The following is a 25,745-nucleotide window of genomic DNA, read 5'->3' on the forward strand; positions in this document are numbered from 1 at the left end:
ACCGACCTTCTTCGAAGCGACACGCACCGCGCCGACGATGACCACCACCGAGCTGAGCTGGATCGCCACCACGTTGACCGCCGCGCGTCCGCGCGCGGTGGCCGCGCTACTGCGCTACTTCCGCGACCTGGACACGGCCGAGGAAGGCTTCCAGGAGGCCAGCCTGCGTGCGCTGCGGCACTGGCCCGAGCACGGGCCGCCCGACGATCCGCTGGCGTGGCTGATCCTCGTGGGGCGCAACGCGGCGCTCGACGAACTGCGGCGGCGCGACCGGCACGATCCGTTGCCTGAAGGGGATGACGGCGATGCGGACGCGGCCCTCGACCCCGACCTCGCCGAACAGCTCGACCAGTCGCACTACCGCGACGACGTGCTGCGCCTGCTGTTCGTCTGCTGCCACCCCGCGCTGCCGCTCGCGCAGCAGATCGCGCTGGCGCTGCGCATCGTCTCGGGCCTGTCGGTGGCGGAGATCGCGCGCGCCTTCCTGGTCGGCGAGCGCGCCATGGAACAGCGCATCACGCGCGCCAAGCAGCGCGTGGCCGCGGCCGGCCTGCCCTTCGATGCGCCCGGCGCGCGCGAACGCGGCGAGCGGCTGGCGGCCGTGGGCGCGGTGGTCTACCTGCTGTTCAACGAAGGCTACGCCGCCAGCGGCGGCACGGCCCATGTGCGCGTGGCGCTGTGCGAAGAGGCGATCCGCCTCGCGCGCCTGCTGTGCGACCTGTTCCCCGACGCGCCCGAAACCGCCGGCCTGTGCGCCCTGCTGCTGTTGCAGCACGCGCGCGCCGATGCGCGGCTCGATGCGGCCGGCATGGTCGTGCTGCTCGAAGACCAGGACCGCACGCGCTGGCACCGCCCGGCGATCGACGAAGGCCTGGCCCTGCTCGACGCCGCGCTGCGCCAGCGCCGCATCGGGCCGTACCAGCTGCAGGCGGCCATCGCGGCCACGCACGCGCGGGCGGCGCGCGCAGCCGACACCGACTGGGCCGAGATCGACCGGCTCTACGCCGGGCTCGAAACGCTGCAGCCTTCGCCCGTGGTGACGCTCAACCGTGCGGTGGCCGTGGCCAAGGTGCGCGGGCCCGAGGCGGCGCTGGCGATGGTCGACGGGCTGGCAGAGCCGCTGTCGGCGTACTTTCATTTCCACGGCCTGCGCGGCGGGCTGCTGATGCAGCTGGGCCGCGCCGACGAGGCGCGCCGCGCCTTTGCCGACGCGCTCGCGCTGGCGCGCACCGCCGCCGAAGTCGCCCACATCCGCCTGCTGCTCGACCGCCTCGGCGCAGGCGCTTCTTTCGACATCCTCCAAGCAAAGGACGCACGATGCTCTATTCCATCCTGATCTACGGTTCCGAAGCTGCGGCGGCCGGCTGGGCGCCCGAGGTCGAAGACGAGATGCTCGAGCGCCACACCGACCTGCGCGACGAGCTGCAGGCCGCCGGCCGGCTCGGCACCGTGCTGCGCCTGATGCCCGACACCGCCACCACCGTGCGGCACGCCGGCGCCGCGCATCCGCTGGTGACCGACGGGCCCTTCGCCGAGACGAAGGAGCAGCTGATGGGCATCTACATCGTCGAATGCGAGTCGCTCGAAGACGCGCGGCATGCGGCGCGGCGGCTGGACTTCGAGGGCGGCGTGTTCGAGATCCGCCCGGTGACCTGGTACGACCCGGGCGTGATCGCGCCGCGCATTCCGCAGGTCTAAAAAAAGCGCGCTGCGCTGTCGGATCGCCTGGGCCTGCGCCGTCCTTGGAACGAGCGCCCGCATGTCGCGGGCGCCGAACACTCCAAGGAGAAACGTCCATGCCCTCGAATGCTCTGTCTTTGCAAGACCGCTGCGCCGTGATCCACGGCGGCAGCGGTGCCCTCGGCGGCGCCGTCGCCCGCGCTTTTGCACGCGAAGGCGCCCGCGTGTTCATCACTGGCCGCAACCGCGACAAGCTCGATGCGGTGGTGCGAGATATCACCCAAGCCGGCGGCCACGCGCAGGCCGCGGTGGTCGATGCGCTGGACGAAGCCGCGATGCTGCGCCACGCCGCCGAGGTCGCCGAGCAGGCCGGCGGCATCGACCTCGCGTTCAACGCCGTCGGCATCTTCCACGTGCAGGGCCGGCCGCTGGCCGAGCTGTCGCTGGAGGACTTCTTCCTCCCCATCCACGCCTACACGCGCAGCAACTTCCTCACCGCCAAGGCCGTGGCACCGCACATGGCGGCGCGCGGCGGCGGCGTGATCCTGTCGGTGTCGACGCCGGCCTCGCGCCTGCCCGGCCCGGGGTACCTCGGGCATGCCGTGGCCTGCGCCGGCGTGGAAGGGCTCATGCGCCACATGGCGGGCGAGCTGGCGGCCTTTCGCATCCGCACCGCCTGCATCCGCTCGCACGCGATTCCCGAGGCGGTGGCCGCGGGCTCGCACAGCGGCGAGGTGTTTCGCCCGGCGGCCGAGCGCATGGGGCTCACGGTCGAGCAGATGCTGGCCGCGCGGCCCGAGGGGCTGCTGGTCGAACGCCTGCCCTCGCTGGACCAGCTCGCGGGCACTGCGGTGTTCCTGGCCTCGCCGCTGGCCGGGGCCATGACGGGCGCAATAGTCAACCTGAGTGGAGGGGTCATCCTCGATTAGGGTTGTGGTCGCTTTGAATTAACATCAAGATACAAATAGGAACTTTAGAAACAGTCGTTTCATTTAAGAAAAAACGTTGCACCACGTACACCACGGCTCAAAAATGTCGTCCTATGTCTGCCCCTCTCCTGGAAGACGTTGAAGTGGTCTCGCTGAGCCCCGCGCTGGTGGTCGAAGACGATCCGGCGATGCGCGAGCGCCTGGCGTACGTGCTGTCGACGCTCGGATGCGACGAGCCCCAGATCGCCTGGGCCGACAGCCTGACCTCGGCCCGCTCGCTGCTGGAGCAGCAGCATTTCGGCGTGGCGCTGATCGACATCGGCCTGCCCGACGGCAGCGGCGTCGACCTGATCGAGTGGATGCACGAGCACCACCGGCTGGTGCCCGCGGTGGTGATCTCGGCCTGGCGCACCGAGGCCGTGATCTTCGCGGCGCTGCGTGCCGGCGCCATCGGCTACCTGCTGAAGGAACGCGACGACCTCGAGCTCAGCATCGCGCTGCGCAGCATCGAGCAAGGCGGCGCGCCGATCGACCCGGCCATCGCGCGCCGCATCCTCGGCTGGGTCGCGACCCAGCTGCCCAGCCTGCCCACGCCGCCCGACGACCCGTCGCTGACGCCGGCCACCACGCCCGTCATGCTGACGCCGCGCGAGCGCAAAATCCTCGAGCTCGTGTCGCAAGGAATGAGCAACCGCGACATGGCGGAGGCACTGTCGATCTCCAGACTGACCGTGGAATGCCACACCAAGAACATCTACCGCAAGCTGGCCGTCAACTCGCGCACCGAGGCGGTCTACCAGGGCCGAAGGCAGGGCTTGCTGCGCTGAAGGTTTTCGCGGGCCTCGTGCTGTGGGCCCTGTGGCTGCTGCTCTCGACGGGCAGCGCACACGCACAAACACCGGTGGTTCCTGAACTGCGCGCCGAAGCCGCACGCGGCACCGGCTGGGACGACACGACCCCGCCCGCCGACGGCTGGACACCCGTCGCCCTGCCCGACAGCTGGGCCACGCGCTGGCCCGGTTTCGACGGCGTGGTCTGGTACCGGCTGACCTGGGCGCAGCCCACGCCGGTGGCCGAGACCGGGCTGCTGCTGCACTACCTGAACATGGCCGGCGAGGTCTCGCTCAACGGCACGACGATCTGGCGCGACCACAGCCTGGTCGAGCCGCTCACGCGCGCATGGAACTCGCCGCGCTACTGGCTGCTGGACGCGCCGCAACTGCGCGCCGGCACCAACACACTGCTCGTGCGCGTGTCGGGGCTGTCGGCCTACCAGGCCGGGCTGGGGCCGGTGAGCCTGGGCACGCCCGCGGCCATGCAGGCCGAGTTCGGCCGCGAGCAGCTCATGCGGCGCGACCTGCAGGTGTTCGGCCTGGCGACCAGCGCGGCGGTGTCGGCCTTCTTTGCGGCGTGGTGGCTGCTGCGACGGCGCGAGACGGCCTACGGCTGGTTCGCGGCGATGTCGGTGCTGTGGCTGCTGTTCGGCTACAACCAGATCGCCACCAGCCCCTGGCCCTTTGCCAGCAACCACAGCTGGCAGGCGCTGAACACCTCGCTGCTGCTGGTGTTCAGCGTGTCGTACGGCGTGTTCGTGCTGCGCTTCGCCGGGCGGCGCAGGCCGCGCCTGGAGATCGCGGCGTTCGCGGTGGCGGCCGTCGGCGTGCTCGACCTGTGGTTCGCGGGCGCTGCGAACCTGCCCACCCACCGCGCGATCTGGACGCTGGTGGGCGGCCTCACCATCATCGTGGTGAACAGCAGCGGTATCTTCCACGCGCTGCGCCACCGGGGCAGCCCGATGCGCTCGCTCGCGCCGTTCATGGCGGTGTCGGCGCTCACGGGCGCGCACGACCTGCTGGTGTTCACGCAGGTGATCGACAGCAACATCTACTACACGACCATGTCCTCGTACGTGCTGCTGCTGGGCATGGCGCTCACGCAGGCCGGGCGCTTCGTGCAGAGCCTGCGGCGCATCGAGAACTTCAACACCGAGCTGATCGAGGAAGTGAACGCCGCCAAGGCCGAACTGGCCTCCACGCTCGCGCAGCAGCACGCGCTGGAGCTCGCGCACGCGCGCATCGGCGAGCGCGTGGCGCTGGTGAGCGACCTGCACGACGGCCTGGGCGGCATGCTGGTGGGCAGCATCGCGACGCTGGAGCGCACGCCGGAGCACCTCAGCGCGCCGCAGCTGCTGGCGATGCTCAAGAGCCTGCGCGACGACCTGCGGCTGATCATCGACGCCACCGGCCGCGACGACGGTGCACGCGCGCTCGGCGAGCTGCTGGCGCCGCTGCGCTACCGCAGTGCGCAGCTGCTGGATGCCAACGGCATCGACTGCCGCTGGAAGGTCTCGGGCATCGACACGCTCGAACTCGCGCCCTCGCAGAGCCTGGACCTGATGCGCTTCCTGCAGGAGGCGCTGACCAACGTGCTCAAGCACAGCGCGGGCCGGCGCGTGGACGTGACGGTGGCGCGCGCGGGCGCCGAACTGCAGCTCAGCGTGCGCGACGACGGCCGTGGCTTCGCGGTGGATGGCGTGAGCGGCGGCGCGGGGCTGCGCAACCTGCGGGCGCGGGCACGCCGTCTGGGCGCGCAGCTGCAGCTGCAGTCGCGCCCCGGCGAGACGCAGGTGGTGCTGCGGATGCCCTTGGGCGGCGCAACGGCTACTTGACCAGCGCCAGCGTGCCCTTCATGAGCGACGCGTGGCCCGGGAACGAGCAGAACCACGCATAGCTGTCCTCCGCCTTGAGCTTGCTCACGTCGAAGCTCACGGCATCGGTCTCGCCGCCGCCGATGACCTTCGAATGCGCGATGACGCGGGCATCGCCCGGCTTCACATAGGCCTTGTCCAGCCCCGCGCCGATGCCGTCCGCCGCCACGCCCTGCGCGTCGGCGGCCTTGCTCAGCACCCAGTTGTGGCCCATCGCGGCCTTGGGCAGCTTGCCGACGTGCTTGAGCTTCACGGTGAACTGCTTGCAGCTGGCCGGCACCGCGATGGCGCTCTTGTTGAACTGCATCGCGTCGCTGCCTTCGATCTCGATGTCGCAGGTGGCGGCCAACACGGGGCCGGCAAGCAGCGCCGTGAAAAGCAGGGCCGCGGTGGTTCTCGTCTTCATCACATGGTTCCTTCGGTGAGGTGCCGATTCGGCACGCCCCACTGTGCGGTGGGCGTGCCGCGGAACACTTGCGATGAATCAATGCGCGGCGAAAAGCCTCAGAGTTCGAGCACCAACCGCCCTTCGCAGGCACGCGAACAGCAGGCCATCATCTTCGTGTTCGCGTCGCGCTCGCTGCGCGTGAGCACCACGTCGCGGTGATCGACCTTGCCGGCCAGCACGCGCACTTCGCACGAACCGCACAGGCCTTCCTCGCAGTCGCTCTGCACGTCGACGTTGGCCGCGCGCAGGGCCGTCAGCAGGGTCTGGTCGGGCGGCACGGTGATGACGAGGCCGGAGTCTTTCAGCTCCACCTCGAAGGCATGTTCCTTCGACGGGTCGAGCGTGGCCAGCGTCGATTCGAAATGCTCCACGCGCAGCGCGCCCTCGGGCCACGCGGCGCAGCAATCTTCGAGCGCCTCGAGCATGCGCAGCGGGCCGCAGGCGTACACCTGCGCGCCGGGCACGGGCGTGGCCAGCAGCGCGCGCAGATCGTTGCGCCGGCCTTCGTCGGCGGCATGCACATGCAGGCGTTCACCGTGCAGCGCGGCCAGCTCGTCGACGAAGGCCATGCTCGCGCGGCTGCGGCCGCTGTAGTGCAGCTCGTAGTCCATGCCCAGCGCCTTGGCGCGCCGCGCCATCGCGCTCACGGGCGTGATGCCGATGCCGCCGGCGATGAAGATCGCCTTCGGCAGCGACTCGTCGAGCCGGAAGTGGTTGCGCGGGCCGCGGACGCGCAGGCGGTCGCCCACCTTCACGTTCGCATGCACCCAGGCCGAACCGCCACGGCCTTCGGGCTCGTGCAGCACGGCGATCTCCAGCGCGTGGGCTTCGTCGGGGTCGCCGCACAGCGAGTACTGGCGCGACAGCTCGGGCGTGCCGCATTCGACATCGATGTGCGAGCCCGGCGTCCAGCGCGGCAGCGGCTTGCCGTCGGGCGACACCAGGCGCAGGCGCACGATGCCGTCGGCCACCGGCGTCACGCGCTCGACCACCACGGGCCGCGCGATGGCATGCGCCGACGGCTCGCCGATGCGCACCGGCACCTGCACGTCGCGCAGGCCCGAGTTGGCGCGCTCCGGGTTGGCGCGCGGGTCCCACTCGACCCACAGGTGCTCGGGGCCGCGGAACGAGGTGTTGGGCACGTAGCTGAAGCGCTGCTCCGACAGGCGCATGTGCGGCAGGCGGCGCGTGAACTCCTCCAGGAAGATCTGCATCTCCATGCGCGCCAGGTTCTTGCCCATGCACTGGTGCGAGCCGTAGCCGAAGGTCAGGTGGTCGCTGGCGTTGTCGCGGCGGATGTCGAACAGGTCGGCATCGGCGAAGTGGCCTTCGTCGTGGTTGGCCGACGAGGTGACGATCAAGAGGCGCGAGCCCGCCGGCAGGTCGACGCCGCCGACCTGCGTGTCTTTCGTGACGAGCCGGCGCCAGGCAGCCACCGAGCCGTTGTGGCGCAGGCACTCTTCCACCGCGTTGGGAATGAGGCCCGGGTCGTCGCACAGCTCCTGCCACACCTGCGGGTGCTGCAGCAGCAGCTTCACGGCGTTGGCGGTGGCGTTGGCGGTGGTCTCGTGCGCGGCCACGATGCCGGCCATCATCATCGAGTGCAGGTACGAGTCGGTGACGACCTCGGGGTGCTGCATCTGCTTGCGGATGCCGTATTGCATCCAGCCCGGCGCGTCGGGGTCCTGGCGCATCTTGTCGAGCACCTTGCCGGCGTACTGCCAGAAGTTGCCGACGGCGTGCGCCACGGCCACCTGCTCCTCGGGCTTGGGGCGGCCCCAGGTGTTGACGGTGTGCGCGATGGAGTATTTGCGCAGCGTGTCCATGTCTTCCTCGGGCACGCCGAGAAAGTGCAGCGCCACGGTGAGCGGAATCTCCCACAGCATCTGGTCGACGAGGTCGGCGCGGCCGTCGTCGATGAAGCGGTCGACGTAGCTGCGCGCGAGTTCGCGCACCAGCGGCTCGTGGTGCTTCAGCGCCTCGGGCGTGAACGGGTCCATGAGCGCCCGACGGCGCGGCATGTGGGCCGGCTCGTCCTCGTTCACCAGCGTGCGGTTGAGCGCGAAGCCGTAGCTTGCGAGCACGGCGTTGGCTTCTTCGCCGGTGGGCGTGATCTTCTCCAGCGCGTTCGACGGGCTGAAGGTGAGGTTGTCGCGGAACACCGCCTTGATGTCGTCGTAGCGCGTGATCACCCAGTAGCCCAGCTTGGGGCTGTAGAAGATCGGCTCCTGCTCGCGGGCCCAGCGCACGTACTCGGGCGGGTCCTGCTGGTAGCCGTCCTCGAAGGGATCGAACTCGGCGGCGCGCTGGCTCACGGGGCAGCCGGTGGGCGTGCGCTCGGCGGAGAGCGCCCCGTGCGCGACGGGGCAGCCGGAGGTGCGCGAAGGCATGGCGGTATCGGACATGGCAGCAGACTCAGTCGAGCGTGATCTTCAGGTCGCGGATCAGCTTGTGCCAGCGCGCGGTCTCGGCCTTGAGCAGCTCGGTGTACTGCGCGGGCGTGTTGCCCACGGGCTCGACGCCGAAGTCGACCATGCGCTTGTTCACCGAGGGCTCGTGGATCGCGGCCACCAGCTGGCGGTTGAGCGTGTTCACCACGTCGGCCGGTGTGGCCGCGGGCACCACCACGCCGACCAGCGCGGCGGCCTCGACGTTCTTGTAGCCGAGCTCGGCGAAGGTGGGCACGTCGGGCAGCTGCGGCAGGCGCGTGGGATTGGCCACGGCCAACGCGCGCACCTTGCCGCCCTTGATGAAGCCGGCGCCGGCGGCCATGTCGACCATCATGGCCGGCAGCTGCCCGCCGACCACGTCGGCCAGCGCGGGCGCCGCGCCGCGGTACGGCACGTGGACCATGAAGAGCTTGGCTTCCACCTTCAGCAGTTCCATCGCCAGGTGGTGCGGGCTGCCCGCGCCGGCCGAGGCGTAGTTGATGCCGCCCGGCTTGGCCTTGGCCTGGGCGATGAAGTCCTTGGCGGTGGCAAAGCCCGAGTTGGCGCCGACCACCAGGATCATCGGGAACTTGCCCATCAGCGTGACGGGCGTCAGGTCCTTGGTGGGGCTGTAGCTCAGCGACTTGTACAGCGCCGGGTTGAACACCAGCGTGCCGTTGTCGGCCGAGAGCACGGTGTAGCCGTCGGCCGGGGCGCGCGCGGTTTCGGCGGCGGCCAGCGCGGTGTTGCCGCCCGGCTTGTTGTCCACCAGCACCGGCTGGCCGACCTGGGTCGACAGCGTCTGGGCGACGGTGCGCGCGAGGAAGTCGGAGCCGCCGCCCGCGGCGTAGGGCACGAGCCAGCGGATCGGCTTGGCGGGGAAAGCAGTCTGGGCGCTGGCGGCGGTGGCCAGCGCAGCCAGGGACAGGACCGCAAGGCCGCGGGCGAAGTGCTTCTTCATCGGGGTGTCTCCGGGGTAGAAATTGTGTATTGCGTAATTATCATACGCATTGCGTAATCACCAATCCAAGGGTTTACCCGGCCATTTGGGCCGCCACCTAAGATGCCGACGACATGACCTCCCCCGCCGAAGCACCCTCTTCCCCTCCCCGCGAGCGCCGCCAGCGCGTGCAGTCCGCCGAGACCGGCATGGCCGTGCTCAAGGGCCTGGCGCACCTGGGCGGGCGCAGCAGCCTCACGGCGCTGGCCACCCACGTGGGCGAGAGCCCGGCCAAGGTGCACCGCTACCTCGCGAGCCTGATGGAAGAAAGCCTGGTGCGCCAGGACACCGCCTCGCAGCACTACTACCTGGGCCCCGAGGCGATCCAGATCGGCCTGGCTGCCATGCGCCAGGCCGACCCGATCCGCGCGGCCGAGCCCTGCCTGATCCGCCTGCGCGAATCGCTGGAGGTGACCTGCTTCGTCGCGGTGATGGGCAACAAGGGCCCGACCATCGTGCGCTTCGAGGAGCCGGGCCTGCCGGTGACGGTGAACGTGCGCGCCGGCTCGGTGATGTCGATGCTGTGGTCGGCCACCGGGCGCGCCTTCCTGGGCCTGCTCGACGAATCGCGCGTGGTGGCGCTGGCCGAGCAGGAACTGGCCGACGCCACCGAGGACATGCGCGCGCTGCTCGATGCCGACGACCCCATCGGCGCGTTGCGCCGCGAGGTGCAGCAGGCGCACTGCGCCATCGTGCGGGACACCTACCTGCGCGGCATCAGCGCCGTGGCGGCGCCGGTGTACGACTACGCGGGAAGGGTGTGCGCCGTGATCACCGCGCTGGGTGCCACGGGCGGGTTCGACCCATCGATCGACGGGCCGATCGCCATCGCCGTGCGGCGGGAGGCGAAGGCCGCCGGCGCGCTGCTGGGCGCGGCGGCCTGAGGCTGCTGGCTTATTCCGCCCAGACCACCGCGCCGGTCCACGCCGTGGCCAGCACCACGATGCCGAAGGCGATGCGATACCACGCGAACGGAATGAAGTTGTGCGTGCTGATGTACTTCAGCAGCCAGCGCACGCACAGCCATGCGCTGATGAACGAGAAGGCCAGCCCCACCGTGAACAGCGGGATGTCGGCCACCGACAGCAACGCGCGCTCCTTGTAGAGGCTGTACACGCCCGCGCCGATCAGCGTCGGAATCGCCAGGAAGAACGAGAAATCGGTGGCCGCCTGGCGCGACAGGCCCAGCAGCATGCCGCCGATGATGGTCGAGCCGCTGCGGCTGGTGCCGGGGATCATCGCGAAGCACTGCACCAGGCCGACCTTGAGCGCGTCCCAGGGCGTCATGTCGTCCACGTGCTCGACACGCACCGAACCGGGCGGGCGTTTCTCGGCCCACAGGATGATGAAGCCGCCGATGATGAAAGTGCTCGCCACCACGGTCGGGATGAACAGGTGCGCCTTGATCATCTTGCCGAACAGCAGGCCCAGCACCACCGCGGGCAAAAAGCCGATGAGGATGTTCAGCGCCAGCCGGCGCGCCTTGGGCTGGCGCGGCAGCGCCACCACGGTCGAATGGATCTTCTGCCAGTAGACCAGGATCACCGCGAAGATCGCGCCGGTCTGGATGGCGATCTCGAAGACCTTGCCCCGGTCGTCGCCGAAGCCGCCGAGCAATGAGCCCGCAAGAATGAGGTGGCCGGTCGACGAGATCGGCAGGAATTCGGTCAGACCCTCCACGATGCCCATGACAGCGGCCTTGGCCAGCAAAACGATATCCACGCGTACTCCTTGAAAGAGCGGCAATTATGGCGAGCCCCCCGGTCAGGCCCTGTTCAGGCGCCGTTGCGCCGGCGAAACGCCAGGCAGCCGACCCACGGAAATACCTAGTTCGGGTGATGTTCGACGTCGGCGCATTAATACATATTGGTAACAGTTATTCATCTGCGTCCGAAGGAGCATCCATGTCAACGTTCACCACCGGGAGTGAACTCGAGGCGTGCGTCGCTGAAGAACGCCCCTCGACGCTCGACGACCATGTCGAAGACCGTCTCAAGAGCCCCTGCCAGCGGGAGCGGGAGCAGTGCCACGGCATGCTGCGCGTGGCCGAAGCCACCGGCGCCTCGGCCCACGAGCTGCGTCAGCTGACGCAGCGCCTGGCCGACATCGATCACTGCGGCGCCAGCGCCTGCATCGTCGCGCAGGGCCACGTGGAGGCCGACCGCATGGCCTCCGGCCTGCAGGCCGACGCCGCCTTGTGCATCGACTTCCGACTGCTGGAGCCGCTGGGCCCGGCGCACGACAAGAAATGGTTTGCGCGCTGGAAGTTCTGGAGCTTCCTGCTCGGCGCGGCCGGCCCGGTGGCCGCGCTCACGCTGCAGGGCCTGGCGCTGCGCCCGGCCGAACCGCACGACGCGCACGCCGACCTGGTCGCCAAGTCGCGCAAGGTGCTCGAAAGCTGGCGCCGCACTTCCGACACCCTCTTCTGGCACGCGGTGGAAGACTACGTGCGCCAGCAGGCCTTCTCGCTCGAGACCCAGGCCTACCTGATGCACTGCGTGGCGTCGGTCTTCGCCGCCGAGGCGCCCATGCGGTCCAACGCCGAGCGCGAGCGGCTGGCCGCCGTGCTCACCGACACCTACTGCGACGCGCTCGGCACGGCGGCGACCATGCCCTCGTCGGACATCTACCGCCGCCTGGCGCAGGGCCTGGAAACGGACAGCGGCAACGCCGGCCCCGGCCGTCCGCTCGCGCGCGGCGAGGCGGCGCAGGTGGCGATGACCACGCTGTTCACGGTCGTCGGCAACGGCGGCTCACACTGAAGCACGCCGGCGCAGCGCGCGCACCGCGCTGTCGACCGTCGTCAGCACCGGCAGGCCGCTGGCCGCCTCGCAGGCGCCACGCGCCCGCGCCATGCTGAACTGAGCCAAGGCGATGCGCGTGCAGCCGCGCGCACGCAGCGCCGCCGCCTGTTCGGCGATGAGCGCGTCGTGGCGCTGCGTGTCGCCCGCATCGAGCGCGGCCAGCGCGCCCTCGGCCAGTGCGAGTTCGAGCGCCATGCCCGCAGGAAACTCCGGCGGCATCGATTCCAGCGTGCGCGCAAAGGTCGCGATCAGGCCCAGCCGGCCTTCGCCCTGCACGGCCTCCTCGATCATGGCCTCGTTGGGCTTGAGCACCGGAATGCCCGCGTGCCGCTGCGCCACCGCCTCGATGCACGGCCCGAAGGCCGAGCAGGTGAAGAGAATGCCGCGCGCGCCCGTGTCCACCGCGTACTGCGCCAGGCGCTGGAAGCGCTCGTGCATCGCCGCGTCGAGCCCCTTGCCGTCGCGCGCGAGGTCGGCCGACAGGCTGTCGTCCAGCAGGTTCATGCGCACGGCCTCGGGCCAGTCGCGTGCGAAGGCTTCATTGATGGGCGCGACGGAATGCGAGAGCGCGTGGATGAGGGCGATGCGTGTCATGAAGTCAGGTGAGATCAGATGCCTTTGGACGACGGGTTGGCAAAGGCCTCCTTCGTCTCGGCATTGAGCGGATAGTTGATGTTGATGCCCTTGGGCGGAATCGGCGACATGAACCACTTGCTGTAGAGCTTTTCCATCTCGCCGGACTTCATCATGCCCGACACCACGCGGTCCACCAGCGCCTTGAAGGCAGGATCGTCCTTGCGGAACATCAGCGACTGGTTCTCGGTGCGCAGGCTCTCGCCGGTGATGACGAAGTCCTTCGGGTTGCGCGCGTTGGCGATCTGGCCCGCCAGCAGGATGTCGTCGAGCACGAAGGCCTGCGCGCGGCCGCTCTCGACCAGCAGGAACGAGTCGGTGTGGTCCTTGCCCGAGAGCTGGTTCACCTCGAGGCTGCGGCCCTTGTCGGCCGCGCGCAGCAGGCGGAACGACGTGGTGCCGGCGGTGGTGACCACCGTCTTGCCCTGCAGGTCGGCGATGCTCTTGATGCCCGAATCGGCCTTCACCAGCGTGCGCACGTTGTAGCGGAAGATGTCCGGCGAGAAGGCCACCTGCGACTGGCGCTCGACCAGGTTGGTGGTGGAGCCGCACTCGATGTCCACCGTGCCGTTCTGCACCAGCGGAATGCGGTTGGCCGAGGTCACGGCCTGGTACTTGACCTCGACGGCCGACAGCTTCAGCTCGGTCTTCACCGCGTCGACGATGCGGTTGCAGATCTCGATGCTGTAGCCCACGGGCTTGAGGTTGGCGTCCAGGTACGAGAAGCCGAACGAAGCCTCGCGGTAGCCGAAGGTGATGGCGCCGCTGGCCTTGATCTTGGCGAGCGTGTCGTTGGCGGGCTGCGCCTGCGCGGGAGCGGTCGGTGCCAGGGCGGCAAGGGCCAGCGCGAAGGCGGCGGCGGCAATGGAAAGCGACGGGCGAAGCTGGGGCATGGAACGCTCCTCGGAACGGCGGTTGAAGAAAAAGGGAACGGCTCGAACGCTCAGCGCGTCGCATCGCGCGTGACCGCGTCGACCGAGGCCGTGAGCCGCGCGACGATCTCGTGCAGGTGATCGCGCGTCGCGATATACGGCGGTGCCAGCAGCACGTGGTCGCCCTGGCGCCCGTCCACCGTGCCGCCGAAGGGGTAGCACAGCAGGCCGCGCGCCATCGCGTCTTTCTTGAGGCGCGCGTTGACGGCCAGGGCCGGATCGAAGGGCCGCTTGCTCGCGCGGTCGGCCACCAGCTCGACGCCCCAGAAGAAACCGCGCCCGCGGATGTCGCCCACGTGCGGGTGGTCGCCCAGCGCCTCGGCCAGCATCGCGCCGAAGGCCATGCCGTCGTCGCGCACCTTGGCAACCAGGCCGTCGCGGCGGATCACCTGCTGCACCGCCAGCGCCGCCGCGCAGGCCATGGGATGGCCCAGGTAGGTGTGGCCGTGCTGGAAGAAGCCGCTGCCCTTGGACATGGCCTCGACGATGCGGCGCTGCGCGAGCACCGCACCGATCGGCTGGTAGCCGCCGCCCAGGCCTTTGGCGATGGTCATCAGGTCGGGCACCACGCCCTCCTGCTCGCAGGCGTGCAGCGAGCCGGTGCGGCCCATGCCGCACATCACCTCGTCGAGGATCAGCAGCACGCCGTACTTGTCGCACACGGCGCGCACCGCTTTGAAGTAGCCCGGCACCGGCGTTAGCACGCCGGCGGTGGCACCGCCCACGGTCTCGGCCACAAAGGCGATCACGCGGTCAGCGCCCTGCGCGACGATGGCCGCTTCGAGCTCATCTGCCAGGCGCAGGCCGTACTGCTCGGCGCTTTCACCTTCGCGCTGCTCGCGGTACGGGTAGCACGGCGCGACGTGCGTGGCCGGCACGAGGATGGGCGCGAAGGGTTCGCGCCGCCAGGCGTTGCCGCCCACCGCGAGCGCGCCCAGTGTGTTGCCGTGGTAGCTCTGCCGGCGCGCGATGAAGTGCGTGCGCTGCGGCTGGCCGATTTCCACGAAGTACTGGCGCGCCATCTTCAGCGCCGACTCCACCGCCTCGGAGCCGCCGCTCACGAGGTACACGTGGCTCATGCCTTCGGGGGCACCGCCGATGAGCTCGTCGGCCAGCTGCTCGGCCACCTCGCTCGTGAAGAAGCTGGTGTGGGCGTAGGCCAGTGTGTCGATCTGCGCGTGCATGGCCGCCATCACCTCGGGATGGCCGTGGCCGAGCGAGGACACGGCCGCGCCGCCCGAGGCGTCGAGGTACTCGCGCCCTTCGGCGTCGCGGATGAACATGCCCTGCGCGCTGGCGGCAACGGGCGGGGTCTGGCGAAGGTGGCGGTGGAAGACGTGCGTCATGGCAGCTGGCAACTGGATTCGGGGTTGGAACTAACGTTTCCGACGAATTATTGTTTGGAACATTTGTTCCGTCAACTTCCGGGATTTCCCTGCTCCGGTACATTCGTTCCAGACACCGAGAGAAAAGAGACACCGCCATGGGCGCCAAAGAACTGATCCGCCAGCGTTTCAACGAACTGAGCCCCGCCCTGCAGCAGGTCGCGCGCTACGTGCTCGACCACCCGAACGAAGTGGTCACAGGCTCGATGCGCAATGTCGGCACGCGCGCACAGAGCACGCCGGCCACGCTGGTGCGTTTCGCCCAGCACCTGGGCTTCGAGGGCTGGCCGCAGCTGAAGGAGGCCTTTGCCGCCGACATGGGCCTGGGCACCGAGACCTACGGCGGGCGCGCCAAGCAGCTGGTGGGCCGTGTCGCCGACCAGGGCCTGGCGGGCGAGATGTTCGAGGTGCAGCGGCGCAACCTGGAGCTCACGCACCAGCAGAGCGGGCCGGCGCTGCTCAAGGCCTGCGCGCTGCTGGAGAAGGCGCCGGCCGTGCATGCGGCGGGCTTTCGCGCCTGCTTTCCGATCGCGTTCTCGTTCGTGTACGTGTACCGGCTCTTTCGCACCAGCGTGCACCTGGTGGACGGCCAGGGCGGCTCGCTCGAGATGCAGCAGCGCGCCTTCGCCAAGGGCGACGCGCTGGTGGTGGCGAGCTTTGCGCCCTACTCGCGCGAAGCCTTGCAGGTGGCCGAGGCTGCGAAGGCGGCCGGCTGCCGCATCGTGGCGATCACCGACAGCGTGACCTCGCCGCTGTCGCTGCTGGCGGACGAGACGCTGCTCTTCACCATCCACAGCCCCTCGTTCTTCCCCTCGGTCGCCGCCGGCGTGGCCGTGACTGAAGCGCTGGTCGAGCTGCTGGCGAGCCGCGCGGGCAAGCCGGTGATCCGGCGCATCGACCAGGCCGAGGCGCAGCTGTTCGAGTCGGGGGCCTACCTCATGGCGCCGGTGGCGCGCGGCGGCTGATCAGGCGAGCGCGCGGGTGCGGCCGGCGCTCTGGCGCAGGTAGAGCACCAGCAGGTCGCGGTTGGCGTTGATGTGCTCGCGCATCGCGGCTTCGGCGCCCGCCGCTTCCTGCCGGCCGAGCGCCTCGACGATGCAGCGGTGCTCCTCCAGCGCCTGCAGGGCCTGGCCGTGCCGGTACATCAGCATCGCGGCGTCGTGCTTGTGCGGGCGCGAGCGGCTGTCGAAGATCACCGGCAGCTGGCAGGCGCGCTGCACGGCCTCGCTGAGCCAGCGGTTGTCGGCCAGCGACAGCAGCTTGTGGTGAAAAGCCTGGTTCAGGTCCTGCCACTGGTCGGCCCGCTCGTCGGTCCAGTCGCCATCGGCGTGCAGCAGCGCGTGCTGCTCGTCGACCATGGCCGTCAGTTCGGCCAGCGCCTCGCAGTCCAGGCCGCGCTCGCTGAGCAGGCGGCAGCCCATGCCTTCGAGCGTGGCGCGCACGCTGAAGGCGTCGAACACGTCCTTGGCGTCGAAACGGCGCACCTGGAACCCCCGCTGCGGGTGGTAGACCAGCAGCCCCTCATCGGCCAGCCGCGCCATCGCGCCGCGCACAGGGGTGCGCGACACGCCAAGCTCGTTGGCGAGCGAAATCTCCATCAGGTGGGCGCCGGGAGCGATCGCACCGTCGAAGATGCGGGTGCGCAACGTGTCGGCCACGGACAGCACGCGCGTCCGCGAGGGGTCTGGGGGGGTCATCGAAAGTCGAAAACAGGGGACGGCCCGAAGCAGGCCGCGCGGATGGTACGGCGGCGTATCGAAGCTTCATATCCCCAATTTCCGTAAAAATCCCGTTCTGGCGACTTTTTCGATAGTTACGTAGAAATTATTAACTTCTGTAAACAACAACCCCGGTTTCTGCGTTAACGCCCCACCGTTTCGGCCGCCCGATGGATCGCCACGCGAATCCGCAGGTAGGTGCCGCAGCGGCAGATGTTGCCGCGCATGGCGTCCGACACCTGGTCGTCGCTGGGTTTGGGCGTGGTTTTGAGCAACGCGCAGGCCGACATGAGCTGGCCGCTCTGGCAATAGCCGCACTGCACCACGTCGACCTCGGTCCAGGCCGCGCGCAGGGCGTCGGCTTCCCGGCCCTTCAGGCCCTCGATGGTGGTGACTTCGCGCGCGCCCACGGCTTCGAGCGTGGTGATGCAGGAGCGCACGGCCTGCCCGTCCAGGTGCACGGTGCAGGCGCCGCACAGCGCCTTGCCGCAGCCGAACTTGGTGCCGACGAGCTTCATCTCGCCGCGCAGCACCCACAGCAGCGGGGTGTCGGGCTCGGCGCTCACGGTGGCGGTCTGGCCGTTGATCTTCAGCGTGGTGGTGGTCATGGTGAGGTGTCCTTCTTGTTCTCGGGGTCAGGCCAGCCGCAAAGGCAGGCTGCGCAGGCGCTGGCCGGTCAGCGCGAACACGGCGTTGGCCACGGCGGGCGCGATGGGCGGCGTGCCCGGCTCGCCCACGCCGCCGGGCGGCACCTCGGCGCCGGTGCCGGCGAGGATGTCGACCTCGATGGCCGGGCACTCGTCGATGCGCAGCGGCGTGTAGTCGTGGAAGTTGCTCTGCTGCACCTGGCCGCGCGCCACGGTGATCTCGCCGCGCAGCGCCGCCGACAGGCCGAACACGATGCCGCCTTCCATCTGCTGGCGGATCAGGTTCGGGTTGACCGGCAGGCCGCAGTCGATCACGCAGACCACGCGGTGCACGCGGATCTGCCGCTCGGGCGTCACCGACACCTCGGCCACCTGCGCCACGATGCTGCCGAAGGCGCGGTGAATGGCCACGCCGCGCGCGCGCTTGGTGCCGTCGGGCCCGTCGGCCAGCGGCTCGCCCCACTTCGAGAGTTCGGCCACGCGCTTGAGCACCGCCAGGTGGCGCGCGTCCTTGGCGAGCAGGCCGGCGCGGAAGGCCACCGGGTCCTTGCCGGCGGCGACGGCGCATTCGTCGATGAAGCTCTCGACGAAGAAGCCGTTCTGCGAGTGCGCCACCGAGCGCCAGATGCCGGTGGTGACGGCCGACTCCACCGGCACGTGCGCCACGCGGGCCTGCGGGAAGTCGTAGGCGGTGTTCCAGGCGCCGTCGGTCGAGTTGTCCATGAACGACGGCGCGCCCAGGCTGGAGCCGGCGCTGGTGGTCTGCCACGCGACCAGTGCGCCCGCCGCGTCGAAGCCGGCCTTGCACAGCGCCACGTAGGCCGGGCGGTAGAAGTCGTGCGTCATGTCTTCCTCGCGCGACCAGATCAGTTGCACCGGCGCGCCGCCGGCCTCGCGTGCGAGCTGCGCGGCCTGCACCAGGAAGTCGATGAAGTAGCGCCGCCCGAAGCCGCCGCCCAGGTAGGTGACGTGCAGCGTGACCTTCTCGGCGTCGATGCCCAGCGCCTTGGCAACCGCGGCGCGCGCGAAGCCCGGCGCCTGCGTGGGCGCCCAGACGGTGGCGGCGCCGTCCTTGAACTGCACGGTGCAGTTCATCGGCTCCATGGTGGCGTGCGCCAGGAAAGGCACGCGGTACTCGACCTCGATCGTGCGCGCGGCGGACTTCAGCGCCGCCGCCACGCCGCCGGTATCGAGGCGTGCATTGCCCGCTTCGGCGTCGAGCGTGCGCGCGAGGCGATCGATCATCTCGGCGCTCGACAGGCTGGCGGCCGGGCCGTGGTCCCAGGTGATGTCGACCTGCTTCAGCGCGCGCATCGCGTGGTACGGCGTGTCGGCGATCACCGCGACGCCGCCCGCCGTGCTGCCCGTGCCGACGAGGCTCGCGGCCACCGGCTCCAGCGCCATCACCTTGCGCACGCCGGGCAGCGCCTCGGCCGCTTTGGCATCGAAGTGCGCGACGCGGCCGGCCAGCGTCGGGCACATGGCGATGCTGGCGTACAGCAGGCCCGGCGGCAGCACGTCGATGCCGTAGGTGGCGGTGCCATTGAGCTTGCCGGCGTTGTCGATGCGCCGCTGCGGCTGGCCGATGACGCGGAAGTCGGCTTGCGCCTTGAGCTTCACCGCCGTGGGCAACGGCTGCTGCGCGGCCTTTGCCGCCAGCTCGCCGAAGCGCGCGCTGCGGTTGGAGGCCGGGTGCAGCACGCGGCCCGCTTCGGTGCGGCATTCGCTGGCGGGCACCTGCCACTGCGCCGCCGCCGCGCCCACCAGCATGAGCCGCGCCGAGGCGCCGGCCTCGCGCACCGGGCCCCACTGGTCGGTGACGCTCGACGAACCACCCGTGCCCGAGAGCCCCGGGATCGTGCGCAGCAACTTGCCCACGACCTGGTGCGCCGCACGCTTGCCGAAGCCCTCGTCGCCGGGCTTGAAGGGCAGCGCGTCAAGGATCATGGCCTGGTTGTTGTAGATGGCGTCGAAGCCGGCCTGCTCGAGCCGCACCTGCGACACCGCGGCGTCCATCTCCTCGGCCAGCAGCATCGCCAGGCCGGTGTGCGTGCCCTGCCCCATTTCCGACTGCGTCATCACCAGCGTGACCGTGTCGTCGCTGCCCACCTTGACCCAGCCGTTGAGCGCGACCTGCCCGTTGCCCGCAGGCAGTGGATTGCCCGGCACGAGGCGCGAAGCCGCCGGCGTGGCGGCCCAGCCGACGACCAGGGCGCCGGCGGCGCCGAGGGTGCCGAGCACGAAGTGGCGGCGTTTGAGTGTGGGCATGGCGTGGTCTTTCTTCGGTGGGGGTCTTGTCGTTCAGAGGTGCGGTCGTCGTCAGGACGGCACGGCGATGCCTCGCCAGAAAATCTCGAAGCCGGCTTCGGCGTAGTCGAAGGCCTCTCGTTCATCACCGGCCTGCGCGATGTAGCCGACAGTGGTCTCGGCCATGGCGGTCAACATCGCGCCCAGGAATTCCATCGGCCGCTCGACGACCTCGCCGCGCCGCATGCAGTCTTGCGCCACCGCCTCCAGCCGCGCGAACGGCGCCATGCCGGCGGCGCGGCTCTCATCGCTCAGTTCGTCCGACACCTTGAGTTGCGCCAGCACGCGCAGCTTGCCGGGATGCGCCACACCCCATTGCACATAGCGGTCCCAGATGTGGTGGAACTGGGTGCGCGGATCGGCCGCTTCAGGCCAGTCGGCCAGCATCACGCCGGCCAGCTCGGTCTTCAGCACGCGGTACAGCGCGTCGGTCAGCAGCGCCTTGCTTGCGAAGTAGGTGAACAGCGTGCCCTCGGCCACGCCCGCGGTGCGCGAGATCGCCGAGGTCGGCGTGGCCCACACGCCGCGCCGGCCGAACTCGACCAGCGCCGCCTCGAGGATCGCGTTGTGCTTGTCTGCGCTGCGGGGCCGGGCCATGCGTCGATGGTCTCCATCGTTCGTTTAAATGAGTGCGCACTCAAGTATAGGAACGCGGCGCCGATCCGCAAGCCCCCGCGGCGATGGCCCCGTGGAACCACGGCGTAACACAACAGTCCAACCAGAGTCGTGGCGTCGTGCTGCGACAGGAGGTAACGACCATGAAGCATGTGAAGCATTGGCAGGACCCCGTCAACGCCGTCGCCGGTGTGTGGCTGATCGTCTCGCCATGGGTACTGGGCTTTCAGGGCAATTCGCTCGCCATGTGGACCATGGTGGCGACCGGCATCCTGCTGGGCGCCGTGGCCTTGGGCGCGACCTTCGTGCCGCACCAGTGGGAAGAGTGGACCGAAGTGGCGCTGGCAGCCTGGCTGGCGGTGTCGCCCTGGTTGCTCAACTTCCGCATGGTCGAGCCGGCGCTGGTCAACGCGGTGCTGATTGCCGCGCTGATCATGGTGCTCGCCCTCTGGGTCCTGGTGACAGACAAGGACTACCTGGGCGGTGCCATCGACCGTCCGGCGCACTGATGGGGAGAGAGCGATAGTGTGAGCGCCGAGCGGCGACCACCGCCGCGAAGCGACGACGCCCGGTCCGGTGTTCGCGCCGGGCCGGGCCGACGGGCCAGGCAGGTTCCCATGCCCGCCCGCGACGCCCGCCCCTTACGGTGTGCGGGAAGCGGCGTTGTTGTTTGAAGTGCTGTTGCCGGCCGGGCGGGCATCGCCCATCCAGTCGGCCTGCCAGCCGCCGCCCATGGCCTGGATCAGCGCGATTGCCGCGGCCTGGCGATTGACCTGAAGCTGCACGAGCGCGCGCCGCGCGCTCAGTGCAGCGGCCTGCGCCTGCACCACATCGGTGTAGCTCACCTGCCCCGCACGATACCGGTTGAGCAGTTGCTGCTCGGTCTTGTCGGCCGCCGCCGTGGCCTCGCGGCGCAGGCCTTCCTGCTGCGCCAGCGTGGCGCCGGTGGTCAGCTGGTCTTCGACGGTCTGGAACGCGGCCAGCACGGTCTGGCGGTAGCGCGCCACGCTGGCCTCGTGGCCGGCCTTGGCGGCATCGACGCTGGCACTGATGGCGCCCGCATCGAACACCACCTGCGCCACCGACAGGCCCAGCCCCCACAGCGTGTTGGTCGCGCCGAAGAGGTCTTTCACGCGGCTCGCGTTGCTGCCGACCGAGGCCGTGAGCGAGATGTTCGGGTAGTAGGCCGAGCGCGCCACGCCGATCTGCGCATTGGCCGCGGCCACCGCGCGCTCCGCCGCCGCGATGTCGGGACGGCGCTGCAGCAGCGTCGAAGGCACGCCGGTCGGCACGCCGGGCACCGTGGGCGTCCAGCGCGCGGGCGGCAGGCTGAAGTCGGCCGGCGCCACGCCCACCAGCATCGCGATGGCGTGCTCCAGCGTGGCGCGTGTGCGCTGCAGGCCCACACGGTCGGCCTTGGCGTTCACCAGCTGGGTCTGCGCCTGCAGCACGTCGGTCTGCGCGGCAATGCCGGCGGCGTAGCGGTTGCTCGTGATCTCGAAGGCGCGCTGGTAGCCGAGGATGGTTTCGTCGAGCAGCACGATCTCGGCATCGGCCTCGCGCAGCGAGAAGTAGTTGGTGGCCAGGGCGCCGACGGCCGACAGCCGTGCCGACGCCAGGTCAGCCTCGCTGGCCTGTGCGTTGGCCTGCGCGCTGTTCACGGCCTCGCGCAGGCGGCCCCACACGTCGGGCGTCCAGCTCGCGCCCAGCGTGGCGCCGAAGGCATTCGACGGGCTGGCCGAGGCGTTGCCGCCCACCGTGCCCGAGCGCTTGCCGCTGCCGTCGAAGGACACCGACGGGAACAGCCCCGCGCGCTGCTCGCGCACCAGCGCCTGGGCCTGCGTGTAGCTGGCGACGGCGGCGGCGATGTTCTGGTTCGACACCTGCACGCGCGCCGCGAGTTCGTCGAGCGTGGCGTCGCCGAAGAGCTTCCACCACTCGCCGCGATCGAGCGCGTCGGCCGGCGCGGCGGGCAGCCAGCCGTCGGCGGCGGGCTGTTCCTTCCAGCCGGCCGATGCCGCCGACTCGGGCACCTTGTAGGCCGGGCCCACGGCGCAGCCGGCGAGCACGGCGGCCAGCGCGAGCGTGCTCAATGCGAAGAAACGGCGTGAAGGGCCGATAGAAGAAAAGGAAGCATTCATGGTCATGGGTCTCAGACGGCCGGCGCGCGGCTCAGCGCGTGTTCGTTCTTGCCGCGGCGGCGCAGCTTGTCCAGCAGCAGGTACACCACCGGCGTGGTGAGCAGCGTCAGCAGCTGGCTCGCGATGAGCCCGCCGATGATCGCCACGCCCAGCGGCCGGCGCAGCTCGGCGCCCTCGCCGAAGCCGATGGCCAGCGGCAGCGCGCCGAGCGCGGCGGCCAGGGTGGTCATCAGGATCGGGCGGAAGCGCAGCAGGCAGGCCTCGCGCACCGCCTCAAGCGGGCTCAGGCCGCGCGAGCGCTCGGCCTCCAGCGCGAAGTCGATGATCAGGATGGCGTTCTTCTTCACGATGCCGATCAGCAGGAACACGCCGATCAACGCGATGATGGAAAACTCCATGCGGAACATCAAGAGCGCCAGCACCGCGCCCACGCCGGCCGAAGGCAAGGTCGACAGCACCGTCACCGGATGCACCAGGCTCTCGTACAGGATGCCCAGCACGATGTAGATCACCACCAGCGCCGCCAGGATCAGCATCGCCTGCTGCCCCTGCGACTGCTGCGCGCTCAGCGCGGTGCCGGCAAAGGCGCCGCGCACATTCGTCGGCATCGCGATGTTGGCCTCGGCCTTGGCGATGGCCTCGCGCGCATCGCCGAGGTTGGCGCCCTCGGCCAGGTTGAACGAGATGGTGGTGGCGAGTTCGCCGTCCTCATGGCTCACCGACGTGGCCACCGACTGCTCCTCGAACTTCGCCACCGCCGACAGCGGCACCAGCGCGGTGGCCGTGTTGCTCAGCACGTTGCCGGTCGAGGCGTTGCGCGAGCCGGCGTTGGCCGACACCGGCACCGTCGCGGCGGCACTGGTGGAGGCCGCCTTGCTGCCCGTGGATGTCGTGGTCGTTGCCGCCACCTGCGTGGTCACCGCCTGCCCCGCGACCACCGAGGTCTTCGTGGCCGGCACGTACACGTCACGCAGCGCGTTCGGGCTGCGCGTGTAGGCCGGCGCCCACTCCATCACCACGTGGTACTGGTTGAGCTCGGTGTAAATCGTGGCCACCTGCCGCTGGCCGAAGGCGTTGTACAACGCGTTGTCGATGGCGGTGGAAGTCAGCCCCAGGCGCCGCGCGCTGTCGGGGTCGACCTTGGCCACCGTCTCCACGCCGTTCTGGTCCTGGTCGGTGTCGATGTCGGTCAGCGTGGGCTGCTGCTTCATCTCGTCGGCCAGCTTCACGGCCCAGGTGCGCAGGTCGGACAGGCTGTCGCTCTTGAGCGTGTACTGGTAAGTGGAGTTGCTGGAGCGCCCGCCCGAGCGCACGTCCTGCACCGGCCCGAGGAACACGCGCAGCCCCGTCACCTGCGCCAGCTGCGGGCGCAGCCGCGCGATCACCGCCAGGCCGCTGTCCTTGCGCTGGTTCGCCGGCTTCAGGTTGACGAACATGAAGCCGCCGCCCGCGCGCCCGCCGCCCGTGAAGCCCACCACGGTGTCGACCGCCTCGTCCTTGCGGATGATGTCGACCACCTCGCGCAGCTTGGCGCCCATGGCCTGCGACGAAATGCTCTGGTCGGCGCGCAGGCCGCCGTTGAGCTGGCCGCTGTCCTGCTGCGGGAAGAAGCCCTTGGGCGCCGCGCTGAACAGGTAGACATTGAGCCCCACCACCGCCAGCAGCACGACCATGACGATCGCCTTGCTGTCCAGCGCCCAGTCGAGTGCGCTCTCGTAGCGCTTGAGCATCCAGTCGTAGCTGCGCGCCGCCGCGCGGCCGAGGCGGCCTTGCGGCTTGTTCTTGTCGTGCTCGCCGCCGGGCTTGAGCATCCACGCGCACATCATCGGCGTGGTGGTGAGCGAGATGACCAGCGAGATCAGCACCGCCGCCGACAGCGTGACCGCGAACTCGCGGAACAGCCGCCCCACCTGTCCGCCCATGAACAGCAGCGGAATGAACACCGCCACCAGCGACACGCTGATCGACAGCACCGTGAAGCCCACTTCCTGCGCGCCGAGCAGCGCCGCCTTCATGCGCGACATGCCCGATTCGATGTGGCGGCTGGTGTTCTCCAGCACCACGATGGCGTCGTCCACCACGAAGCCCGTGGCCACCGTGAGCGCCATCAGGCTCAGGTTGTTGAGGCTGAAGCCCAGCAGGTGCATCACGCCGAACGTGCCCAGCAGCGCCACCACCGTGGCCACCGCCGGCACCACCGTCGCGCGCACGCTGCGCAGGAACAGGCTGACCACCAGCACCACCAGCAGCACCGCGATGACCAGCGTCATCTCCACCTCGCGCAGCGAGCTGCGGATGGAGTTGGTGCTGTCCGACGCGACCTGCAGCGTCACGTCCGGCGGCAGTTGCGCCTGCAGCTCGGGCAGCAGCGCGCGCACGTTGTCGACGGTCTCGATGATGTTGGCCGAGGGCTGGCGCGTGATCAGCACGATGATCGCCGGCTCGCCGTTGAACAGGCCCAGCGTGCGCGTGTCTTCCACGCCGTCGATCACGTCGGCCACCTCGCGCAGCCGCACCGCCGCGCCGTTGCGCCAGGCCACGACCATCGAGGCGTAGTCGCTTGCGCGCAGCGCCGGGGTCTGGGTGTAGATCTGCAGCTTGCGTCCTTCGCCCTGCACCATGCCCTTGGGGCGGTTGGCATTCGACGCCTGGATGGCGGCGCGCACGTCTTCGGTGCTGATGCCGTAGCGGTTGAGGGCGAAGGGGAGCAGTTCGATGCGCACCGCGGGGAGCGAGCCGCCGCCGATTTCTACGTCGCCTACGCCGTCTACTTGCGACAGGCGCTGGCTGACGATGTTCGAGACGGCGTCGTAGATCTGGCCCGGGGTCTTTGTTTTGGACGTGAGGGCCAGGATGATGACTGGCGACGCGGCTGGGTTGGCTTTGCGGTAGGTGGGGTTGCTTCTTAGCGTGGCGGGCAGGTCTACGCGGCTGGCGTTGATGGCGGCCTGGACTTCTCTGGCGGCGCCGTCGATGTTGCGGCTGAGGTCGAATTGCAGGGTGACTCGGGAGGAGCCTACCGAGCTGGTGGACGTCATTTCGTTGACGCCTGCGATGGTTCCCAGGTGTCTTTCCAGCGGGGTCGCGACGCTGGTTGCCATCGTCTCGGGGCTGGCTCCTGGGATGGAGGCTCTTACCGAGATGACTGGATAGTCGACTTGGGGTAACGGGGAGACTGGGAGGACGAAGAACGCTGCGATTCCTGCCAGGGCGATGCCTATGGTCAGGAGGACTGTGCCTATGGGGCGGCGGACGAAAGGACGCGACAAGTTCATCGCCGTGCCTTCTCTTGGGTTCCGAGGCCGGGTCTCGCCCCGGCAGGCGACCTACTTTTCTTTGCTTCGCCAAAGAAACGTAGGCAAAAGAAAGG

The 25,745-nt window shown here is 69.6% G+C and carries 22 protein-coding genes; 9 read left to right on the forward strand and 13 right to left on the reverse strand.

All coding sequences use genetic code 11. The features are described from left to right. The first annotated feature begins 37 nt into the window (after positions 1 to 37). The 5 genes from AC07OH_RS13065 to AC07OH_RS13085 all read left to right on the forward strand — a co-directional run bounded on the left by AC07OH_RS13065 (position 38) and on the right by AC07OH_RS13085 (position 5,277). Positions 38 to 1,336 carry an RNA polymerase sigma factor gene (locus AC07OH_RS13065; RefSeq protein ID WP_495300933.1) on the forward strand — a complete coding sequence of 433 codons (1,299 nt, stop codon included), beginning with the start codon at positions 38 to 40 and terminating at the stop codon, positions 1,334 to 1,336. Continuing rightward, positions 1,318 to 1,698 (forward strand): YciI family protein, encoded by a 381-nt coding sequence (locus AC07OH_RS13070; RefSeq protein WP_070062632.1) that lies wholly within the window; start codon positions 1,318 to 1,320, stop codon positions 1,696 to 1,698. Before AC07OH_RS13065 ends, AC07OH_RS13070 begins: the two co-directional genes overlap by 19 nt. Before the next feature lie 98 nt (positions 1,699 to 1,796). Then, positions 1,797 to 2,609: an SDR family NAD(P)-dependent oxidoreductase gene (locus tag AC07OH_RS13075; RefSeq protein WP_495300934.1), complete on the forward strand. Its 813-nt coding sequence runs from the start codon at positions 1,797 to 1,799 to the stop codon at positions 2,607 to 2,609. Positions 2,610 to 2,722: 113 nt separating this feature from the next. Beyond that, complete coding sequence (locus AC07OH_RS13080; RefSeq protein WP_095746141.1) at positions 2,723 to 3,436, forward strand: response regulator transcription factor; 714 nt, start codon at positions 2,723 to 2,725, stop codon at positions 3,434 to 3,436. A gap of 17 nt (positions 3,437 to 3,453) precedes the next feature. Beyond that, entirely contained in the window at positions 3,454 to 5,277 is a 1,824-nt protein-coding gene (locus tag AC07OH_RS13085; RefSeq protein WP_495300935.1) for a sensor histidine kinase, read from the forward strand. Here the strand turns inward: AC07OH_RS13085 and azu are convergent. The 3 genes from azu to AC07OH_RS13100 form a co-directional block, all read right to left on the reverse strand. Beyond that, entirely contained in the window at positions 5,270 to 5,722 is a 453-nt protein-coding gene (gene azu / locus AC07OH_RS13090; RefSeq protein WP_495300936.1) for an azurin, read from the reverse strand. The genes AC07OH_RS13085 and azu overlap by 8 nt on opposite strands. A 98-nt stretch (positions 5,723 to 5,820) precedes the next feature. Then, positions 5,821 to 8,169 carry a cytochrome P450/oxidoreductase gene (locus tag AC07OH_RS13095; protein WP_495300937.1) on the reverse strand — a complete coding sequence of 783 codons (2,349 nt, stop codon included), beginning with the start codon at positions 8,167 to 8,169 and terminating at the stop codon, positions 5,821 to 5,823. Positions 8,170 to 8,179: 10 nt separating this feature from the next. Beyond that, positions 8,180 to 9,154: a Bug family tripartite tricarboxylate transporter substrate binding protein gene (locus tag AC07OH_RS13100; protein ID WP_495300938.1), complete on the reverse strand. Its 975-nt coding sequence runs from the start codon at positions 9,152 to 9,154 to the stop codon at positions 8,180 to 8,182. Between the two features lie 113 nt (positions 9,155 to 9,267). Between AC07OH_RS13100 and AC07OH_RS13105 the strand changes: the two genes are divergently transcribed. Continuing rightward, entirely contained in the window at positions 9,268 to 10,077 is an 810-nt protein-coding gene (locus tag AC07OH_RS13105) for an IclR family transcriptional regulator (RefSeq protein WP_062474916.1), read from the forward strand. Positions 10,078 to 10,087: 10 nt separating this feature from the next. Here the strand turns inward: AC07OH_RS13105 and AC07OH_RS13110 are convergent, their stop codons facing one another. Continuing rightward, the gene (locus AC07OH_RS13110) at positions 10,088 to 10,915 is read right to left on the reverse strand and encodes an undecaprenyl-diphosphate phosphatase (RefSeq protein ID WP_495300939.1); all 828 of its coding nucleotides are present in this window, start codon (positions 10,913 to 10,915) and stop codon (positions 10,088 to 10,090) included. A 182-nt stretch (positions 10,916 to 11,097) separates the two neighbouring features. Between AC07OH_RS13110 and AC07OH_RS13115 the strand changes: the two genes are divergently transcribed. Then, on the forward strand, positions 11,098 to 11,955 hold the full coding sequence (locus tag AC07OH_RS13115; RefSeq protein ID WP_307693502.1) for a hypothetical protein: 858 nt from the start codon (positions 11,098 to 11,100) through the stop codon (positions 11,953 to 11,955). Here the strand turns inward: AC07OH_RS13115 and AC07OH_RS13120 are convergent. Genes AC07OH_RS13120 through AC07OH_RS13130 form a run of 3 tightly spaced genes read right to left on the reverse strand, consistent with a single transcriptional unit; the run spans position 11,947 to position 14,908 of the window. Then, a complete protein-coding gene (locus tag AC07OH_RS13120; RefSeq protein ID WP_489058310.1) occupies positions 11,947 to 12,591 on the reverse strand; it encodes an aspartate/glutamate racemase family protein in 645 nt (214 codons plus the stop codon). The genes AC07OH_RS13115 and AC07OH_RS13120 overlap by 9 nt on opposite strands. 14 nt (positions 12,592 to 12,605) lie before the next feature. After that, positions 12,606 to 13,523, reverse strand: coding sequence for a transporter substrate-binding domain-containing protein (locus AC07OH_RS13125; protein ID WP_495300940.1), 918 nt, complete (start codon positions 13,521 to 13,523; stop codon positions 12,606 to 12,608). Positions 13,524 to 13,573: 50 nt separating this feature from the next. Next, positions 13,574 to 14,908: an aspartate aminotransferase family protein gene (locus AC07OH_RS13130; RefSeq protein WP_495300941.1), complete on the reverse strand. Its 1,335-nt coding sequence runs from the start codon at positions 14,906 to 14,908 to the stop codon at positions 13,574 to 13,576. A gap of 137 nt (positions 14,909 to 15,045) precedes the next feature. Between AC07OH_RS13130 and AC07OH_RS13135 the strand changes: the two genes are divergently transcribed. Then, on the forward strand, positions 15,046 to 15,912 hold the full coding sequence (locus AC07OH_RS13135; RefSeq protein WP_095746150.1) for a MurR/RpiR family transcriptional regulator: 867 nt from the start codon (positions 15,046 to 15,048) through the stop codon (positions 15,910 to 15,912). Here AC07OH_RS13135 and AC07OH_RS13140 read toward each other — a convergent pair whose 3' ends face one another. The 4 genes from AC07OH_RS13140 to AC07OH_RS13155 all read right to left on the reverse strand — a co-directional run bounded on the left by AC07OH_RS13140 (position 15,913) and on the right by AC07OH_RS13155 (position 20,216). After that, a complete protein-coding gene (locus AC07OH_RS13140; RefSeq protein ID WP_495300942.1) occupies positions 15,913 to 16,644 on the reverse strand; it encodes a GntR family transcriptional regulator in 732 nt (243 codons plus the stop codon). Between the two features lie 164 nt (positions 16,645 to 16,808). After that, on the reverse strand, positions 16,809 to 17,273 hold the full coding sequence (locus AC07OH_RS13145; protein WP_495300943.1) for a (2Fe-2S)-binding protein: 465 nt from the start codon (positions 17,271 to 17,273) through the stop codon (positions 16,809 to 16,811). 27 nt (positions 17,274 to 17,300) lie between these two features. Continuing rightward, complete coding sequence (locus AC07OH_RS13150; protein WP_495300944.1) at positions 17,301 to 19,580, reverse strand: xanthine dehydrogenase family protein molybdopterin-binding subunit; 2,280 nt, start codon at positions 19,578 to 19,580, stop codon at positions 17,301 to 17,303. Positions 19,581 to 19,631: 51 nt separating this feature from the next. Next, positions 19,632 to 20,216: a TetR/AcrR family transcriptional regulator gene (locus tag AC07OH_RS13155; RefSeq protein ID WP_495300945.1), complete on the reverse strand. Its 585-nt coding sequence runs from the start codon at positions 20,214 to 20,216 to the stop codon at positions 19,632 to 19,634. A gap of 161 nt (positions 20,217 to 20,377) precedes the next feature. Between AC07OH_RS13155 and AC07OH_RS13160 the strand changes: the two genes are divergently transcribed. Further along, a complete protein-coding gene (locus AC07OH_RS13160) occupies positions 20,378 to 20,743 on the forward strand; it encodes an SPW repeat protein (RefSeq protein ID WP_492683674.1) in 366 nt (121 codons plus the stop codon). A gap of 132 nt (positions 20,744 to 20,875) precedes the next feature. Here the strand turns inward: AC07OH_RS13160 and AC07OH_RS13165 are convergent, their stop codons facing one another. Then, a complete protein-coding gene (locus tag AC07OH_RS13165; protein WP_495300946.1) occupies positions 20,876 to 22,375 on the reverse strand; it encodes an efflux transporter outer membrane subunit in 1,500 nt (499 codons plus the stop codon). 11 nt (positions 22,376 to 22,386) lie between these two features. Continuing rightward, positions 22,387 to 25,650, reverse strand: coding sequence for an efflux RND transporter permease subunit (locus tag AC07OH_RS13170; protein WP_495300947.1), 3,264 nt, complete (start codon positions 25,648 to 25,650; stop codon positions 22,387 to 22,389). Positions 25,651 to 25,745 lie beyond the last annotated feature (95 nt).

It is taken from the genome of Variovorax sp. GW821-FHT10C12, assembly GCF_059415405.1.

What these genes read in the sequence shown, in the direction of transcription:
- AC07OH_RS13095 (WP_495300937.1), bottom strand. Translation starts at nt 8,169, where the DNA reads ATGTCCGATACCGCCATGCCTTCGCGCACCTCCGGCTGCCCCGTCGCG.
- AC07OH_RS13070 (WP_070062632.1), top strand. Translation starts at nt 1,318, where the DNA reads ATGCTCTATTCCATCCTGATCTACGGTTCCGAAGCTGCGGCGGCCGGC.
- AC07OH_RS13080 (WP_095746141.1), top strand. Translation starts at nt 2,723, where the DNA reads ATGTCTGCCCCTCTCCTGGAAGACGTTGAAGTGGTCTCGCTGAGCCCC.
- AC07OH_RS13160 (WP_492683674.1), top strand. Translation starts at nt 20,378, where the DNA reads ATGAAGCATGTGAAGCATTGGCAGGACCCCGTCAACGCCGTCGCCGGT.
- AC07OH_RS13145 (WP_495300943.1), bottom strand. Translation starts at nt 17,273, where the DNA reads ATGACCACCACCACGCTGAAGATCAACGGCCAGACCGCCACCGTGAGC.
- AC07OH_RS13135 (WP_095746150.1), top strand. Translation starts at nt 15,046, where the DNA reads ATGGGCGCCAAAGAACTGATCCGCCAGCGTTTCAACGAACTGAGCCCC.
- AC07OH_RS13130 (WP_495300941.1), bottom strand. Translation starts at nt 14,908, where the DNA reads ATGACGCACGTCTTCCACCGCCACCTTCGCCAGACCCCGCCCGTTGCC.
- azu (WP_495300936.1), bottom strand. Translation starts at nt 5,722, where the DNA reads ATGAAGACGAGAACCACCGCGGCCCTGCTTTTCACGGCGCTGCTTGCC.
- AC07OH_RS13140 (WP_495300942.1), bottom strand. Translation starts at nt 16,644, where the DNA reads ATGACCCCCCCAGACCCCTCGCGGACGCGCGTGCTGTCCGTGGCCGAC.
- AC07OH_RS13150 (WP_495300944.1), bottom strand. Translation starts at nt 19,580, where the DNA reads ATGCCCACACTCAAACGCCGCCACTTCGTGCTCGGCACCCTCGGCGCC.
- AC07OH_RS13125 (WP_495300940.1), bottom strand. Translation starts at nt 13,523, where the DNA reads ATGCCCCAGCTTCGCCCGTCGCTTTCCATTGCCGCCGCCGCCTTCGCG.
- AC07OH_RS13120 (WP_489058310.1), bottom strand. Translation starts at nt 12,591, where the DNA reads ATGACACGCATCGCCCTCATCCACGCGCTCTCGCATTCCGTCGCGCCC.
- AC07OH_RS13165 (WP_495300946.1), bottom strand. Translation starts at nt 22,375, where the DNA reads ATGAATGCTTCCTTTTCTTCTATCGGCCCTTCACGCCGTTTCTTCGCA.
- AC07OH_RS13105 (WP_062474916.1), top strand. Translation starts at nt 9,268, where the DNA reads ATGACCTCCCCCGCCGAAGCACCCTCTTCCCCTCCCCGCGAGCGCCGC.
- AC07OH_RS13065 (WP_495300933.1), top strand. Translation starts at nt 38, where the DNA reads ATGACCACCACCGAGCTGAGCTGGATCGCCACCACGTTGACCGCCGCG.
- AC07OH_RS13075 (WP_495300934.1), top strand. Translation starts at nt 1,797, where the DNA reads ATGCCCTCGAATGCTCTGTCTTTGCAAGACCGCTGCGCCGTGATCCAC.
- AC07OH_RS13155 (WP_495300945.1), bottom strand. Translation starts at nt 20,216, where the DNA reads ATGGCCCGGCCCCGCAGCGCAGACAAGCACAACGCGATCCTCGAGGCG.
- AC07OH_RS13115 (WP_307693502.1), top strand. Translation starts at nt 11,098, where the DNA reads ATGTCAACGTTCACCACCGGGAGTGAACTCGAGGCGTGCGTCGCTGAA.
- AC07OH_RS13100 (WP_495300938.1), bottom strand. Translation starts at nt 9,154, where the DNA reads ATGAAGAAGCACTTCGCCCGCGGCCTTGCGGTCCTGTCCCTGGCTGCG.
- AC07OH_RS13170 (WP_495300947.1), bottom strand. Translation starts at nt 25,650, where the DNA reads ATGAACTTGTCGCGTCCTTTCGTCCGCCGCCCCATAGGCACAGTCCTC.